The organism is Chondromyces apiculatus DSM 436 (genome assembly GCF_000601485.1).
Taxonomy (GTDB): Bacteria; Myxococcota_A; Polyangia; order Polyangiales; family Polyangiaceae; genus Chondromyces; species Chondromyces apiculatus.
Genome location: NZ_ASRX01000041.1, coordinates 17,708 through 32,534 on the forward strand (window position 1 = coordinate 17,708; position 14,827 = coordinate 32,534).

Annotated in this window: 10 protein-coding genes; 6 read left to right on the plus strand and 4 right to left on the minus strand. The window is 69.7% G+C overall.

Going from position 1 to position 14,827, the window contains the following annotated elements; all coding sequences use genetic code 11:
• Nucleotides 1-13: 13 nt before the first annotated feature.
• Entirely contained in the window at nt 14-445 is a 432-nt protein-coding gene (locus CAP_RS24470; protein WP_044245170.1) for a VOC family protein, read from the minus strand.
• Between the two features lie 458 nt (nt 446-903).
• On the opposite strand from CAP_RS24470, the gene CAP_RS24475 reads away from it, so the two are divergent.
• The 3 genes from CAP_RS24475 (at nt 904) to CAP_RS24485 (ending at nt 4,752) form a co-directional block, all read left to right on the plus strand.
• Nucleotides 904-1,752 carry a hypothetical protein gene (locus CAP_RS24475; protein WP_231511668.1) on the plus strand — a complete coding sequence of 283 codons (849 nt, stop codon included), beginning with the start codon at nt 904-906 and terminating at the stop codon, nt 1,750-1,752.
• A gap of 640 nt (nt 1,753-2,392) precedes the next feature.
• Complete coding sequence (locus CAP_RS24480) at nt 2,393-3,925, plus strand: M1 family aminopeptidase (RefSeq protein ID WP_044245174.1); 1,533 nt, start codon at nt 2,393-2,395, stop codon at nt 3,923-3,925.
• Between the two features lie 53 nt (nt 3,926-3,978).
• On the plus strand, nt 3,979-4,752 hold the full coding sequence (locus CAP_RS24485) for a hypothetical protein (protein ID WP_156041109.1): 774 nt from the start codon (nt 3,979-3,981) through the stop codon (nt 4,750-4,752).
• A 54-nt stretch (nt 4,753-4,806) separates the two neighbouring features.
• Here CAP_RS24485 and CAP_RS24490 read toward each other — a convergent pair whose 3' ends face one another.
• Nucleotides 4,807-5,901, minus strand: coding sequence for a hypothetical protein (locus CAP_RS24490; RefSeq protein WP_156041110.1), 1,095 nt, complete (start codon nt 5,899-5,901; stop codon nt 4,807-4,809).
• Nucleotides 5,902-6,278: 377 nt separating this feature from the next.
• On the opposite strand from CAP_RS24490, the gene CAP_RS55100 reads away from it, so the two are divergent.
• The 3 genes from CAP_RS55100 to CAP_RS24505 all read left to right on the plus strand — a co-directional run bounded on the left by CAP_RS55100 (nt 6,279) and on the right by CAP_RS24505 (nt 9,807).
• Complete coding sequence (locus CAP_RS55100; protein ID WP_197041333.1) at nt 6,279-7,898, plus strand: serine/threonine-protein kinase; 1,620 nt, start codon at nt 6,279-6,281, stop codon at nt 7,896-7,898.
• 113 nt (nt 7,899-8,011) lie between these two features.
• Nucleotides 8,012-8,971, plus strand: a complete 960-nt coding sequence (locus CAP_RS45460) for an AgmX/PglI C-terminal domain-containing protein (protein ID WP_052375832.1) — start codon at nt 8,012-8,014, stop codon at nt 8,969-8,971.
• A 77-nt stretch (nt 8,972-9,048) separates the two neighbouring features.
• Complete coding sequence (locus CAP_RS24505) at nt 9,049-9,807, plus strand: AgmX/PglI C-terminal domain-containing protein (protein WP_044245180.1); 759 nt, start codon at nt 9,049-9,051, stop codon at nt 9,805-9,807.
• A 21-nt stretch (nt 9,808-9,828) separates the two neighbouring features.
• On the opposite strand, the gene CAP_RS45465 is transcribed toward CAP_RS24505, so the two are convergent.
• The gene (locus CAP_RS45465) at nt 9,829-12,984 is read right to left on the minus strand and encodes a hybrid sensor histidine kinase/response regulator (protein ID WP_052375833.1); all 3,156 of its coding nucleotides are present in this window, start codon (nt 12,982-12,984) and stop codon (nt 9,829-9,831) included.
• Nucleotides 12,971-14,497, minus strand: a complete 1,527-nt coding sequence (locus tag CAP_RS24515) for a protein kinase domain-containing protein (protein WP_044245183.1) — start codon at nt 14,495-14,497, stop codon at nt 12,971-12,973. The genes CAP_RS45465 and CAP_RS24515 overlap by 14 nt, the downstream gene beginning before the upstream one ends.
• Between the last annotated feature and the right edge of the window lie 330 nt (nt 14,498-14,827).

A 14,827-nucleotide genomic window follows, 5' to 3' on the forward strand; every position in this document is an offset into this window, starting at 1 on the left:
CGCGCTGTCAGCCTCACAGAGCGGGAGCGTCACCGCGGGCGGTCAGAGGGATCTCGCGCAGTTCGATGGCGCGCCCGTCCGGGTCCGCGACCACGACGCGGTGGCCCCAGTTGTCCTGGGTGGGACCGGAGAGGACGGGCGTCGCCCACTGCGCGAGCAGTGACAGGGTGTGCGCGATCGAGGTGACGCGGAACCCGAGCATGGTGGCTCCTGCCTGGGTGCGCTCTGGCGCCGCGGCAGGCGTACCAGGCGTGCCAGGCGTGCCAGGCGTGCCTGGGTAGATCTCGAAGAGTAGGCCGCCGAGGTCGCAGGAGAAGTGCACCGGGCCGCGGCCGTGCTGCTCCTCGACGAAGGTGAGGCCCAGGGCGCGGTAGAACGAAAGGGCCCGAGTGATGTCGGCGGTGCGGACGACCAGGAGCCCTAGAGAGACCTTCGCAGAGGGCATTGGTCTGATTGAGTGTAGCCTTCCAGTGAGTGGGGTCAGCCCTCGCAAAAAATCCAGACGAGGTGAAGAGACCTCTCTCGCATTCACCGCCGGTGAGGGACCGGGTGGAGAAGGTCCCGAGATGTAAGCGACGGTCGGTGTGACCTGGACATGGATGTCCTGGACCTGGACACGGATGGCCTGAAGGCTGCGCTAAGGCTGCGCTGTTGGATGCCACGGTGTGAGGCCTGGGGCGGTAGAGCGATGGCTGGCGGGGCTGTCGATGAAACTTGCGAGGGGTCTGGACGCCCACGTATCCTGACCAACATCTTTGACGTGCAGGGGGTGCCGCACGTCGAGGGTTCCTGCGCACACGCGCAGAGGAGAACACGAGGCCGTGTGTGCCTCCGAGGGCATGCAGGGCCTCTTGCAACGACAGTCGCTGAGCGAGCTGAACGGCCATGGCCGAGGAGGGAACGATGGTGAAGACGAGACGTGCAGTAGTCTTTTTAACGGTCGCTGGAGCGATCTCCACGATGGCGACGTCGAGCTACGCCCAGCTCGAAGCGCGGTGCACCCTGGACGATGCCTTGAACACACCCAATGCCATCGGCCGCAATGCCTGGGCGAGGAAGTGTGGGTATCTCTCGCAGGCTGCAGAGACGTTCTACAACTCGGAAGGGGAGTACCGGGTCTTCCAGAACGCCTGCAACACGTATCCGAACGTGCCACCAGGGTCCACGTGCACGCAGAAAGCTCCCGTGCAGGAGTCCGCAGCGTGCGTGCAGAACCTGGTCATCCTCGGGACGTGCATGGCGGGTTGTTATACCCCCACCCAGGAGGTTGCGTTCGAGGGCAGCCTGGTCGGCATTGAGGCGGCGTATTCGCAAGGGGCGAGCACGGTGTCTGCGCTGACGCAGGACTCCACGAAGGAAGCGCTGTTCTTCCAGGAGCAGCCGATCCGCTCGTTCGTGGCAGGCGAGACGAGGGAGAGCATCTTGCTGCTGGAGGCGCTGGATGGGCGCCACCTCGAGGTCACCGCGGAGCACCCGATGGTCAACTGGCTCGGTGACGTCGTCAAAGCGCACACCTTGATGGCCGGTGACCTGCTGCTCGGGGATGACGGCAACCTCATCGAGCTGACGTCGGTCAGCCAGTTCCAGTACCAGGGCCTGGTCTGGAATGTGAAGCCTCTCAGCAAGAACAAGATGGAGAACATCTTGAATGCGAGTGGCTTCCTCTCTGGCTCCGTCCGCTTCCAGAATGAGTGGGCGGAAGAATCTCACCGCCTGGCCACCCGAGACACGCTGGACGTCGGCGGCCTCTGAGCGGAAGAGCGACGGCACATCCGTTCCCCCTCGTGACGAGGACGCCAGGAGCGTCCTGGCGGTGGCATCAGGCGATAAGAACGCCTGGGATGCACTCGCCGAGGCTCGCAGTGACGGAGACGGTAGGTCGAGCTGCTTCGGTCCAGGTACATTTACGTTCATGCGACCACCACCATTTTTGAATCAACATTGCGCGCGCCATTTTCAATCGTCGTAGTTGCCGTGTCCCGGTCGTCGATGAAGCACTGAACAAGAGCAGGCGGGATGCAGGAAAGGCCGGCTGCGCGGCCCTTTCTCGTTCATGTCGCTGTCGTCGCGTCCAGGTGGAATCGACAGCGGTGCGCGCGTGTCGATGGACTACGCAATCGAATTCGTTTATGCGTGAGGCATGGTGGGGCGGTGCGCGGCGATGCTTCTCTGCGTGGGGCTGGGGTTAGCAGGCTGCACCTCGTTCTGGGACTCGGCGTCCTCCCGTGGGGGCGCCTGTGGGGCGGAGGGGTCACCCTGTGTACCCGGCACCGGAACAGACGAGGATGGAGGCATTGCCGAAGAGGACGATGGGGGCACCTCCACGAGCGGTACGGGGGCTGGTGTCATCTGCCAGGAAGCGGCGACGACATCCGTCCAGCGGTATGAGCTCGTGTTCGATGTCGCGGACGGGGCGGCGACGTCGTGCCTCTGGGTGGATGCCGCGCCCGAGGACGGCGAAGGGGTGAGCTTCGACAGCGCGCTGCCCGTCCACGGGCTCACCTGGAACGGCGAGCCGGTGGAGGCATGCATCGAGGGCGACGTCTTGAGCGTGGGCGGCAATGCGGTGCAGTATCGGGAGCCGGCCAGGGTGTGCTCCTCGTTCACCGTGCCAGAGCACCCGGAAGGCTCGAACGTAGGGTTCACGAGGAACAAGGACAAGCAGGGCAACTGGTTCACCTACCTGCGCGGCTGGGTCGAGCAGTGCCATCTTCTGGGGCCATGCAATCGGCATCCCTCGCAGCTTGTGGAGCTGCAGCTCCATGTGACGCACGATCCCGAGGATGTCGTGCTCTGTTCGGGGGCGCGCACGACGGATGGCTCATCGACGTTCTGCGTCGTCGACGACGTGCGCGCGCCGATGTACTCCGGCCTGTTCGTGGCGGCCAATCCTGCCTGGCAGCGGACCTCTCACGCGCTGACGTCGGGGAGTGAGGTGCACTTCTACGAGGTGCCCGGCACCGGCGTCCTCTCCTCGATCGACCTCGTGCGGCTGGACGGCTTCATGTCCTGGATCACCGGCTTGCTCGGCGCCTTGCCTTATGGCGAGGAGCTGCGGGTCGCCACGGCGCCCATGGGCTGGCTGGGCTACGAGCACCCCGCCAACATCATGCTCAACGAGCGGCTCCGCGACTTCCCCCCCGAGTATGCAGACATGACGATGCACACGCTGATGCACGAGATCGTGCATCAGTGGGCCGGGAACCGGACGACGCTGCGGGATGCGCGAGACTTCGCGTGGAAGGAAGCGATCGCCGATTACCTGGTGTACGTCTACGAGGACGCGCACATGCCGCCGGGCGTCGCCGGCGCGACCTTGCGGTACTGGGACCGCCTGGCGACCTCCACACCCCTGTACCCGGTCCCGCAGGATGAGCCCCCTGTGTCCCTGGAGCTGGCCGCGGCTGCGGCGTACGGAACCGGGTCGATGACCCTGCTGCTACAGCTCGAAGACTTGCTCGGCCGTGAGGTGGTCGTGGACGCCGTCCAGCGCTTCCTGGAGGAGCCCGGAGCGCGTGGCGTCGCCGACCTGAAGGCCTCCCTGGAGTCGACCTCGGGCACCCATCTCGACCGCTACTTCGAGGCCTGGGTCCACGGGGTCGGCTCGCCGGACTGGCCGTACATGCGCGCCGAGATCATCGAGGGCGCTGTGGGACGGGCGTTGCGGATCGAGCAGGTGACACGGTCGGGGAAGCGCTACCCGTGCAGGGTCGAGGCAGCCGTGGAGACCGATGAGGGGACCGAGATGGTCGGCGGGGTGTTCGCGCTCGACGCGCCGGAGGGGAGTATCGAGATCCCTCTACACGTCGAGGGGAATGTCGCTGCGATCAAGATCGACCCTCGCCGCCGGCTGGTGAATCTCCCTTTTCCGCCCGACGAGGCAAGTCTGCAGTCGCAGGATCGTGGCCCCGTTTTCCTCTTCTAGGGGCGCAGTCTCGGCGCTCCTGCGGGGACGACCTCTTCCTGGAGAGAATCACCATGCCCACGAAAAGGACGACGCTTCTCGCATGTGTGGCGGGCGTGACCCTGGCCGTGGGCGCGCTGGTCCTGGGGGTGGAATGGCGGCCCTCGGGAACGCCGGAAGGAGCAGTGGAAGCTGCGGCAGTGGGTGATCGCCAGGAGATGGTCACCGCTCCGGGGGCGCTCCCTTCATGGGCCATGACGCCACGCCCGTACGGCAGCCGCGTCGAGGAAGCGCAGGCAGGCGCCCGGCAGGGCGACCCGCGGAGGGCAGCCATTTCGACGGTGCGCGAGGCAGCGCGGCAATACCGCGTCGGCCGGCAGAACATCTTCTTCGACGAGGCAGCGTTCCTGGCGGCAATGCCCGAGGTCGACGCCAGGTATCTCTCCACCCTCCAGGAGGAGCTGGAACGGGCCTCGGAGCTGGCGGCATTGCCCGCCTCGACGCGCTTCATGGGAGATCGTCCGGAGGTCGTGCTCGAACGGATGGCCATGATCGATCTGCTCGCGGGGCTGGCGGAGCACGAGCAGGGCGCCACTGATGCCTTGGTGGCGCTGCTCGTCGCGCCCATCGACGGCGCGCTCCCGGAGGTCGCCAAGAAGGCTCTCGTGGGTGAACGGTACGACATGCTGGTCGCCCTGGTGCAGGTCGACCGAGAGGCGGCCATGGAGGCGTTCTCCCGCATCGAGCACCGTGAGCTGCGGCGCTTGCTCAGGCCTGCCCTTCTTAAAGGGCTCTATGAGGAAGGGCTTTCGGTCGAGGCAGCGGACGAGATGACCGCTCACTTGTAGCGCTGACGTGGGCGTCGCGGCACGCCAGGCCTGCGCTGTGCGGCTACGACGTGGCTACTTCCGCATGCGCTGGACGGTGCCGGCCGTGAGGTCCGTCCAGTAGATGGCCGTCTGGTTCACCGCGATACCGAAGGGTTCGAGCTGACTGGATGCAACGACTTCCGCGGCACCTGCTTCGAGAGGAACTCTCATCACCGTGCCGGCGGCCGGCTCCGTCCAGTGGATGGCGGTGACGTCGAGGGCAATGCCACAGGGATAGGCGTCGCTTTCGGCGAGGGTGACCGTGGTGCCGCCCTGGAGGGGCACCTTGTGCACGCCCGAGCCGCTCGTCCAGTAGAGATGGGTGTCGTCCAGGGCAAGCTCGCAGACGTCCGCTTGTCCCGTCGCCAGGATCACAGTGGTGCCCCCGCCGAGCGGGAGCTTCATCACCTCCCCCGTTGCAGGGTCGGCCGAGTAGGCGCTGGTGCCGTCGACGGCCAGGGTACGGAGCTGACCGTAGCCGGAGGCATGGGTGAGCGTTGCGCTGCCGTCTTTCATGGCGCTTCTCACGCTGCCGTCACTGGGATCGGTCCAGTAGACGCGGTCCGCATGCAGGGCGATGGCGTGAGGGCTGAGCTGGCCCGAGACGATGGATTCGGAAGGGCCTAGCCCGTCGCGGGGAGCCCTCGTCACCTCGCCAGTGCCCGCATTCGTCCAGTAGACGTGCAGAGCATCCATGGCGATGCGCTGGATGACGCCGGGTCCTGCGACCAGCGTCTTCTGGCCCGTGCCATCGAGGGACGCGACGGTGATCCGATCGCCGTCGCTCCAGACCAGACGATCGTCTTCGACGAGGATGTTCGCGGGAGCTGCCAGTCCCTCGACGAGCGTGAAAGCTTGGCATTGACCGCCCTGGCACTCGCCGCCGAGGCAATCGTGGTTGCAGGTGCCGCAATGGTGCGGGTCCGTGGCCAGATCCGCGCAGGTGCCGGAACAGTCGGCATGTCCTTCTGGGCAGGCAGCGGGACCTTGTCCCCCTGTCCCTGAGGCGCCGCCGCCTCCTCCGGCTGTGGTGGTGGTGGACGACGCGCTGTCCGTGACAGTGAAGTCATCGAGGCCCGTGATGAGGCCACACCCACTCAGGAGCAGTGTCGCTAAGGGTAACCGCATGACCCGCATGATACGTGAGTCCCATGGCCTCCCGTAGGTCTGACGAGGCGATCCGCAGATGCGTCGGCGTGGGCTGATGCGTCGGCGTGGGCTGCAGGCCTTCGGCCGTCTCCCCGTGGCAGGGGCGACGTCCGTCCGTGCCGGGCCTCCTGATCCCGGGTCGTGCGCACGCTGCTGAGTCCTGCGCGCATCGGCTGATGCCTCGAAGCCTCACCTGCTGCGGGCGGGCTCCAGCAGAGATCCCCCTGGAAACTGCGGGGGAGCGGGTGGCCTCGGGTTTGCTCCGACGGGCTGCTGCGGGAGGCGACCCAGGGTGTGTCGCGCTACCCGCGCGAGTACGTATGCCGCGCCGCGACTGCTCATCGGATGGGGGGGACATGAACGCCATGGCCTTGAGGCGGGATCTCGATCGGCGGTCCTCGCCGAGCGCCTTCCGGACCACGGTCCGGCGCCCCGCAGAGAGCCCCAGCGAGGTCGCCTGGCAGCAGCGGGCCGGGATGATGGTCGACGGGAAGTACCGCCTGATCAAGCCGCTGCGGCGCGAAGGGGTGAGCGAGGTCTGGCTGGCGGTGCACGAGCGGCTGCGGCTGGATTTCGTGGTGAAGTTCATCCACGAGGAGTTGCTGCCGACGCTGGAGCGGCGCGAGGCGGCGCGGGCGCGGTTCCGGTTCGAGGCGCAGGTGTCGGCGCGGCTGTGCAGCAAGACGCGGCACATCGTGGCGGTCCATGACGCGGGGACGCACGGGGAGGTGCCGTACTACGTGATGGAGCACATGCCCGGCAGGCTCCTGTCGGAGGAGCTCGCGCTGGGTGAGCCGCTGGCGCCGTCGCGGGTGGCGGAGCTGATGGACCAGGTCGCGCACGGGCTGGAGGCGGCGCACAGTCTGGGGGTCATCCACCGGGATCTGAAGCCGGCGAATGTGCTGGTCTCCGGGGAGGTGGACGAGCCGTTCGTGCGGGTGGCGGACTTCGGGCTGGCGAAGGCGCTCTACGACGACATGGGGCTCGACAGCCCGCAGCAGACGCAGCTCGGGGTGGTGCTGGGGTCGCTGCCGTACATGAGCCCGGAGCAGATCCAGGGGATGGAGACGCTCGATGGGCGGAGCGATCTGTGGTCGCTCGCGGTGATCGCGTACGAGGCGCTGACAGGGAAGCTGCCGTTCGAGCGGGGTGGCGACGTGAAGCTGGTGGTCGCGATCGCGACGCAGAAGGTGGTGCCGCCTTCGCAGGTGAGGCCGGAGCTGCCCGCGGGGCTGGATGGGTGGTTCGCGAGGGCGCTGGCGAAGAAGCGGGAGGAGCGGTTCGGGTCGGCGGAGGCGATGGCGGGCGCGTTCCGGGAGGCGCTGGTGACGCCGAGCATGCCGTCGCCGGCTCCGCGAGGCCGCGGGAGGAGCGCGGGGAACGGGGAGGGCAAGGGGAAGGGGAAGGGGAAGGGCAAGGCGGTGGGCGCGGTGCTGGCGGGGGTGGTGGCGCTGGCGGGGGTGGTGGCGCTGGCGTACGGGGTGTGGGGCGAGCGGGGGGTGGAGGAGGCCCAGGCGAGCACCGGGGCGGTGAGCGCAGGCGCAGGGGCGGCGGAGATGGCCGCGGGGGGAAGGAGAGCGCCGGCAGAAGGTTGCGCCGGGGACAAGGCTGTACCCGGAGGCGTACCTGCAGGAGGAGCGGCAGCACCGGCGGAGCGTTCAGGGGGGCAGTGGGCGACGGGCATGGATGTGCGTCCGAGCGTGCGGGGGGCAGCCGGTCACCCCTCTGCGGTGTGCTCTGCGGCGTCCGGGGAAGCCGGGAAGCTCGTCGCGCCCGAGGCATCTGCGCCGTCGGGACAAGCGGCGCGTTCAGCCGGAGCCGGGGGGCCTTCCGAGCCAGGAGCGGCAGGCGGTGCCGTCGTGCCTTCTCCAGCAGCTCCCCAGGATCCGACGCAGGTGACGGGCACGGGTCCTCTCCAGGTGCCGCAGGGAGGCGCTCGGGGGGCCTCGAAGAGGGATCCGAGCGCCATTCAGTGAGCATGCAGCGTGGAGGGGGTGCGGCAGATCTCGTGACACGGTACGGGCGGCTGTGTCGTGGGTGGTCATGCGCTTCTCTTGACGTGCCGGGGGCGCACCCGCAGCGTGGCGCGATGACGCTGCGTGCAGCTCTCGCCTCCGTGCTCCCGGTCTTCGTGGCCCTCGGCTGCAGCGCGGCGCCGCCTCCAGCCACGCCCGTCGACGTCGCGGTGGTGAACCTCGACGCAGGCGCGCAGGGCGAGGCCGCGGCTTCCAAGGGCGCTCCCCAGGCCTCGACGAGCACTGCCGAGGCGGCCGAGCAAAAACTCAGGGAGGCTCTGGAAGAGCACCTCGACGAGGAGAGCGCCGACGAGGCGCTCGCGCGGATCGCCGAGAATCAGCAGGCGGCGCAGCGCCAGAACGAGGGCCTCGCCGGGGTGCTGAGCCCCCTGGAGGGCAATGTCTGGGGCGACGATTCCACCGGCGACGGCTATGGCTTCGGGGGTCTCGGCCTCAGCGGCATCGGCGTCGCGGGGGGCGGAGGGCGGGGGGAAGGTATCGGCCTCGGTACGATCGGTCGGATCGGGCAAGGCGCAGGGACGGGCACCGGCCAGGGCTTCGGGGGAGGGCGGGGGCGCCTCGGCGGTGCACAGGCGGACAGCAGGCCGAAGGTGCGCCAGGGCGCGACCACCGTCACGGGCAGGCTGCCGCCGGAGATCGTTCAGCGCATCGTGCGGCAGCGCTTCGGCAGCGTGCGCGCTTGCTACGAGAAGGGGCTGGCAAAGAACCCGGGGCTCGGGGGGCAGGTGACCACGCGGTTCACCATCGGCGCGGACGGGAGTGTGGTGAAGGCCGAGAACGCGGGCTCCGATCTGCCGGACCAGGAGGTGGTGGCGTGCGTGGTCGGCGTCTTCAAGGGCCTGAGCTTCCCGAAGCCAGAGCAAGGTGGGGTGGTCACTGTCACGTATCCCGTCAAGTTCGCGACGGCCGATGCGCCTCCCGCGGCGCAGCCGGCGACCCCTGCGCCGAGCGCTGCGCCCCCTTCGTCCCAGCCCGCGCCGGTGAAGCCAGGGGCTCCCGCCGCGAAGCCCTGAGACGCGGGCTGCTCTCCGGCCAGGTCTCGGGGCAGGGGCGCCTTGACGTGCCGTGAGCCCCCGCCCAGCGTGGCGGCATGATGTCGCGTGTGCTGCTCGCCTCCCTGCTCCCGCTGCTCCCTGCCCTCGGCTGCCAGGCGGAGCCGCCGCCTGCCTCGCCCGTGGTGGATCTCGGCGCCGTTGCGCAGGGCGCCCCCACCCCTGCCAAGGCAGCGCCCCAGGCGCCCACGAGCGCGGCCGACGCGCCCCAGCGAGATTCCACCGACCCGGACGAGGAGGGCGACAACGCCGGGGCGGTGCCGAGACCCGTGGAGGGCAACGACAACGGGGGGCGCGCCGGTGCCTTGTCGGCCCTGAGAGAATTCGGCGTCTCCGGAGGCGTCGGGCTCGGGACGGGCACGCTCGGGCATGGGGACGGGACGAGGGTCGGCCAGGGCTCCGAGGGGCCTGGAGGGACGCGGGGGGACGCGTCCAAGGTGCGCACGGGCGCGACGCAGATCAACGGAAGGCTGCCTCCGGAGATCATCCAGCGCATCGTGCGCAGGAACCTTTCGCGCATTCGCTTCTGCTACGAGAAGGGCCTGCTGAAGGACCCGGCGCTGCAGGGGCGCGTGGCGGTGAGGTTCGTCATCGGGGCACAGGGGAACGTCACCGAGGTCGTCAATGCTGGCTCCGACCTGAAGGATCAGGAGGCGGTGTCCTGCATGCTGGCGGCCTTCAAGAGCCTGAGCTTTCCGAAGCCGGAGGGTGGAGGGGTGGTCACGGTGACTTACCCCCTCCAGTTCGCGTCTGCCGCGTCTGCCGCGTCTGCCGCTCCGGGCGCAGGAGCGCCGTGACAGCCTCGCGGGCCGCGGCGGCTACGGGCGCTGCGACGATGGCGGGGGGGGCTCGGCTCTGTCCATGTACGCCGCGGCGGCGTCGAGGTGGGGCTCCAGGGCGTCGATGAGCGCGGGGATGGGCTCCGGCAGGCCGTCGCGCGCGGCGGCCTCGATGGGGGCCGCGGCGTCGGCGACGACCGGGATCCCGACGGTGGCGGCGACCCCGCGGAGCGTGTGCGAGACGAGGCGCACCCGGGCGAGATCCCCGGCAGCCAGGGCCGCGCGCAGGGTCTGGGCGTCGCTGCGGTGGTTGCGGAGGAACTGCCCCCGCAGGCGCCACAGCAGCTCTTCGCTCCCGCCGATGCGGACGAGGGCGCCCTCCGTGTCGAAGCCGGGAGGCTCCTCGGAGGTGGCGGCGCGGGTCGACGCGGGCGGCGGCTCCTGGGCGGGCTCGGTGGCGCGCGGGGGCGCCCAGCGCCGGATGGTCTCGACCAGGTTGTCCATGTCGAGAGGCTTGGGGATGTGGTCGTTCATGCCCGCGGCGAGGCACTGGGCCTGCTGCTGGGGGAGGACCTCGGCGGTGGTGGCGATGATGGGGAGGCTTTCGAGGCGGGCGTCGGTGCGGAGGCGCCGGGTGGTCTCGTAGCCGTCCATCTCGGGCATCTGCACGTCCATGAGCACGATGTCGAAGGCGCCCTGGCGGAGGCGGTCGAGGGCCTGGGCGCCGCTGCCGGCGACGGTCACCACGGCGCCCACGCGCTGGAGCATGCCCAGGGCGACCTCCTGGTTGATCTCGTTGTCGTCGACGAGCAGCACCCGCACCCCGGCGAGCTTCTGGGCCGGCACGGGGGGCGGCCCGGGGGGGGGCTTGCCGGCCGGGTCGCGGTGCAGCACCTGCATCACGGCGTCGGCGAGGTCGGAGCGGGTCACGGGCTTGCGGAGCACGGCGTCCACGTTGGTGCCGGGGAGGCGCGCCTCCAGCTCGGGGCCGGCGAACGCGGAGACCATGATGATCACCGGGCGCGGAGGGGACGCGGGCGCGACGAGGCGCTGGATGGCGGCGGCCGTTTCGAGGCCGTCCATGCCGGGCATCATCCAGTCCACGAAGGCGACGTCGAAGGGGGGCGCGGCAGGGTTGCCCTGGGTGGACAGGAGGGCGAGCGCCTCGTTGCCGGAGGAGGCCAGGTGGACGCTGAGCCCGAGCCCGGAGAGCGCGTCGTGCAGCATGAGGCGGGCGCTCTCGTTGTCGTCCACGACCAGCGCGCGCAGGCCCCGGAGGCCGTCGGCGCGGGCGGGCTGCTCCTCCTCGGCGATCACCCCGAGGTCGGCGGTGAAGGAGAAGGTGCTGCCGACGCCGGGCTGGCCGGTGGCCTCGATGGTGCCCCCCATCAGCTCCACGAGGCGCTTGCTGATGCCGAGCCCGATGCCGGTGCCCCCGAAGCGGCGGGTGGTCGAGCTGTCGGCCTGGGTGAAGGGGTCGAAGAGTCGGCTCGCGTCGCGGGGATCGATGCCGATGCCGGTGTCCTTCACCCGGAACTGGAGCCGCACGCGGCCCGGCGGGAGCGCCGGGGTGCCCTCCGGAGAGGCGCGCTTGACGGAGATCACCACCTCGCCGCGCTCGGTGAACTTGAGGGCGTTGCCCACGAGGTTGACGAGGATCTGGCGGAGGCGCAGGGGGTCGCCCTCGACGCGCTGGGGGATGTCGGGGGCGATCTGGAGGAGCAGCTCCACGTCGCGGCGGTTCGAGGGGACCAGGCTGCACAGCTCGCGGAGGAGCTGGTCGAGGTTGAAGGGGATGCGCTCCAGGTCGAGGCGTCCGGCCTCGATCTTCGAGAGGTCGAGGATGTCGTTGAGCAGGCCGAGCAGGTTCTTCGCCGACTCGTGTACCCGGCTGAGCTGCGAGCGCTGCGCGTCCGCGAGGTCCGACTGCAGGACCAGGTAGGTCATGCCCAGGATGGCGTTCATGGGCGTGCGCAGCTCGTGGCTCATCCGGGCCAGGAACTCGCTCTTCGCCTCGTTCGCCGTGTGCGCTTCGAAGGTGCGCAGGTCGCTGCGGCGGCCACGGATGACGAGCACGGCCAGGCCGAGGACGAGGAGCGAGGCGAAGGCGACGAGGACCGTGACGGTGTTGCGCTGCCGGTTGAACGCGCGGTACGCGTCCGTGGCGTCGATCTCGGTGACGATGCCCAGGTGGAGCGGATCGATCCACTTCCAGGCGCCCACCACCTCCACACCCCGGAAGTCGCGGTAGCCGTCGAGATCGAGGCCGTCATAGCGGACGATGGCCTGGCTGATGGAGCGCGAGAGCGGGCGCTCCGCGAGGGGCCCCGGGAGAGGCGCGCCCGCGGTGAGGTCGCGGCCAGGGTCGCGCAGGACGAGGTTCAGGTTCAGGGGCACGCCGGGGGCGACGACGCCCGCGCTGCGGAGCCCGGGCTCGTCGCGGACGTTGCTGAGGAGCCGCCCCGTCTCGTCGAAGGCGTAGGTGCGCCCGATCTCCTGGGGCTGCTGCTCGCGGAGGAGGCGGAGGAAGCCGACGCCGAGGCGCAGGCGGATGGCGAGGTAGCCGAGGATGTGGCCAGCCTCGTCGCGGATCGGCGCCGCCGAGAACATGGTCGGCTGCCCGGGGACGAGCGTGCCGTGCTCGTCAGGCAGGGGGATGCTGGAGGTGCTCGGGTGGCTGACGGCGATCTCGCCGCGGGCGAGCCGATCTCGCAGCCAGGGCTGCAGGTCGAGGACGTCGTGCTGCCCCACGCTGTCCGGCTGCGACGAGGCAAGGGCCACCCCGTCGCGGTTGATGATCACGTACCCGACCCGGCGCGGGTGCCCGTAGAGGGGGGCCAGCTCCTCGTGCAGCACCGCCTGCACCGGCGCGGCGCGCAGGGCTTCGCGGTCGTTGACGAGGGGGAGCAGCGCGCGCACCCCCTGCACCACCTCGGGCCGGCTCGCCCAGTAGCGCGCGTTCTCCTGCTGGCTCAGCGCCCAGGTCTCCACGCCGTGGGTGGCCATGTCGAGCACTGTGCGCAGCGACGACTCCAGCTCGATGCGACACGCCCGCTTCGCGTAGGCCTCGCTGGCGAACGCCGCCGCGAAGAGGGCGAGGACGCCAATGGCGGCTCCGAGGAGGAGGCGCCGCTCGTAACGGCGGGGGCGGGAGGCACGCTCGCGGGCGCCCTCCTCCGGTTCAGGTGCGTGCACGGTGGTCTCTCTTGTCCTCCAGCAGGCGGCGCGCCAGCGCGACGAGCTGCTCGGCGTCGAAAGGCTTGACCAGGAACGCGGAGGCGCCGAGCGCTGCGAGGCGCTGCCAGTCTGCGGCGCTCCCCGTCCCGGTGATCACGATGATCGGGAAGCCTCCTCCCGACGGCAGGCTGCGGATCGCGGTCGTCAGCTCGATGCCGTTCATGTCGGGGAGGTTGAGATCGATGATGGCAAGCGCGGGAGGGTGCTCCTGGATGGCGGCGATCGCGGTGAGCCCATCCCCCACCGAGACGATCTGCGCCCTGGGCAGCGCATTCTCGAGGATGGTGCTCACCAGGAGCCGGATCACCTCGCTGTCGTCGACCACCAGCAGGCGCGTGGGGTTCCAGGAGAGCGGCGCGTCGTGCAGTGCCTTGCGGAGCGAGAGGCGCAGCACCTCGGCGCTGGCGGTGCGGTCCTGGGGCTCCTTGGTCATCGCCGCGAGCAGCGGCGCATCGAACGAGGGGGGCAGGCCCGGGTGCAGCTCGCTCGGGGGACGCGGCGGCTCGTAGGCGTGCTGGTGGAGGAACTCGGTGACGGTGGTGCCGGTGAAGGGGAGCTGCCCGGTGAGGAGCCAGCAGGCGAGGAGCCCGACGGCGTACACGTCGCACCGGGGCAGCAGGGTGCGGTCGATGTTGCGTTGCTGCGCGATTTCGGGCGCCATGAACGCCGGCGTCCCCGAGTAGCTGAGCATGGCCCTGGCGTCTGGCTTCACCTCCCGTGCGAGGCCGAGGTCCGCGACGACCACCCGGTGCGAGGGCGTGATGAGGATGTTGCTCGGCTTGATGTCGCGGTGGGCGATGCCGGCAGCGTGGAGCGCCGACACCCCGCGGCACACCTGATCGATGATCTCGAGCGTCTCCTCGATGTCGAGCGGCGGCCCGCCCCGGCTCATCACATGATCCCCGAGCGTCGTCCCCTCGACGTACTCCATGACGAAGAAGGGCATGGTCTGGGGGGCACCTGCCCTGGAGTACGCCCGGTACTCGCCGAAGGCATGGATCTGCATGACGTTCGGGTGATGCACGCGCGCCATCGCCCGCGCCTCGTCGAGCAGCCGTTCCTGGAACGCGTCCGCACCTGTCTCGTGCCGGAGGAGCTTGACCGCGACCCGGCGCTGGAGCTGCTGGTCGTGGGCCAGCAGGATCACCCCCATCGCCCCGCTGCCGAGGTAGCGCTCCACGCGGTACACACCGCCGAGCAACGTCCCCTTGGCAGGGATGGCAAGGTCCGGAGAGAGGGGATCCACCCGGGGAGTGGACGGATCGGTGCTTCCGGAAGGAGAGGGGGAGGACGAGGGAGGCGGCGCGCGGCGTACTGTCGTTCGGAACCGCCCGGTGGACACCTCTTCCTGCGACGGGAACCCGGAGTCGATGGGATAGGTGCGCTCGTACGCCGCGTCCTGGGGCGCCGGATTGAGCGTGGTCTGCATCCCCTCCAGAGCCCGTGGATCGCCGGCAGGATCGTTCGTCATGTCCACCGCCGAAGGCTCACCCGAAACCGCCCCTTCCGGAGCTGAAGACAGCGATTCACGAGGAGGTTTCTCCTGTGTCCCCACGCTCGTGAGCGTATCAACATCCTCCGGAGGAGTTCAACCGAAGCCCCAGCAAATGCAGGGTTTCCGAGCGATGTGGCTGCGCGCAAAGGATGCGCGAAATGCGCATCGCGGTGACGACCTCAGCGCGCCCTGCGCGCGCGTTCCTGTCGCTGCTGGGTCGTTCAACCACCCTGTGAGGCTGTGCAGCGCGACGCCGCTTCGCCTGTGTGAGGGGGCCTTACAAGGTTGGTTCATGCATCACGGCGG